Genomic DNA, 1,835 nt, shown 5'->3' on the forward strand with positions numbered 1-1,835 from the left:
GCCCCGCCGCGCTCGGCTCGGCCGAATTCCGCCGCGACTACCGGCTGCGCTACGCCTACCTCGCCGGCGCCATGTACCGCGGGATCGCATCCGAGAGCCTTGTGACCCGGCTCGCATCCGCGGGGCTGATGGGCTTCCTCGGCACCGGCGGCACCGGAGCCGACGAGGCCGCGAAGTCCGTCGCCCGGATCCGCGGGGAACTCGGGCCGAACACCCCCTTCGGCGTGAACCTCATCTCGACGCCCTACGCCCCCGCGCTGGAGGACGAACTGGTGCGTGTACTGCTCGACGTGCGCGTCCACCACATCGAGGCGGCGGGCTTTACCGGCATCAGCCCGGCGATCGTCGCCTTCCGGTTCCGCGGCGCGCGGCGCACCGCCGACGGCACCCCGACGGCCGTGCGCCACGTGCTGGCGAAGGTCTCCCGGCCCGAGGTCGCGGCCGCGTTCATGGCCCCGCCGTCCGCGGAGATGCTCAACCACCTCGTCGCGAGCGGGCGGCTCACCCGCGAGGAGGCCGAGATCGCGGCACAGCTGCCGGTCTCTTGCGACATCTGCGTGGAGGCCGACTCGGGCGGCCACACCGACGCGGGGAATCCGTACGCCCTCGTCCCGGCCATGATGTCGCTGCGGGACGAGGTGCAGGCCGAGCGCGGCTACGCCAAACGAATCCGCGTCGGGGCGGCGGGCGGGATCGGCACCCCCGAGTCCATCGCGGCCTCGTTCACGCTCGGCGCGGACTTCGTGCTCACCGGCTCCGTGAACCAGCGCACCGTCGAGGCCGGTACCTCGGATCTGGCCAAGGACATGCTCGCCGACGCCGACGTCCAGGACACCGCGTACGCGCCGGCAGGCGACATGTTCGAGATGGGCGCGCGAGTCCAGGTGCTGCGCAAGGGCACGCTTTTCGCGGCGCGCGCCAACAAGCTCTATCAGCTGTGGCGCCAGTACAACAGCCTCGCGGACATCGACGAGGACACCCGCCGCTCGCTCGAACAACGCTGCTTCCGGTGCAGTCTCGACGAGGTGTGGGCGCAGGCCCGCCCACACCTGGCCGCGAAGGGCGGCGGCGCGCTGGAGCGTGTCGAGGCCAACCCCAAGGTCCGGATGGCGCATGTCTTCAAGTGGTACTTCGCGCAAACCACACGTGCCGCGCTGGAAGGCGTGGCGGAGGAGAAGGTCAACTTCCAGATCCACTGCGGCCCGGCGCTCGGCGCGTTCAACCGCTTCGCCGCCGGCACGGACCTGGCCGACTGGCGCGCGCGCCACGTGGACGCCGTGGCGGAACGGCTGATGACCACCGCCGCCGACCGTCTCGCCGAGGCGGGAGCACGCTGGTCGGCCGACTGAGCCGAATTTAGCACAAGGTGCAGCAGATCTTTTCAAAATTGTGCATACACCTCAAATCAGGACCGAACATACTGGCGGCCGAGACCGGGGAGGTGGCTTTTCGGTGGCGGGCGATTTCTCTTTGGATGACGTCACACGTCAGGTGCTCGAGGCGCTGGCCGAACTGCTTCCCCGCGATGCCTCGGCGGTGACGGCCGATCAGCCGCTGCGCGGACTCGGACTCGATTCGCTCGCGGTCACCCGCCTGTGGTTCGGCCTGCAGTCCCGGCTGGGGGTCGACGTCCCGGTCGAGCGGCTCCGGCAGTGCGCGACTGCCGCCGAGATCGCCGAGCTTGTCGGGCCGACGGCTCCGACATCCCGCCTGTCGGCGGCGGAGCCCGCCGCAGCGAGCGACGCCGGTTCCGCCGAGACCCTCCCGCTGACCGACCTTCAGCAGGCGTACTTCTTCGGCAAGCAGCCCGAGTCCGGTGACGACACCGTGGGCTG

At 70.6% G+C, this 1,835-nt stretch carries 2 protein-coding genes; both read left to right on the forward strand.

Going from position 1 to position 1,835, the window contains the following annotated elements:
• On the forward strand, positions 1-1,349 hold a 1,349-nt coding region (locus AC08OX_RS16005; protein WP_476608555.1), incomplete at its 5' end, for a PfaD family polyunsaturated fatty acid/polyketide biosynthesis protein.
• A gap of 103 nt (positions 1,350-1,452) precedes the next feature.
• Positions 1,453-1,835 (forward strand): acyl carrier protein (locus tag AC08OX_RS16010; RefSeq protein ID WP_476608556.1); only part of this gene is annotated, 383 nt, incomplete at its 3' end.

It is taken from the genome of Frankia sp. CoBUL1 (assembly GCF_978021245.1).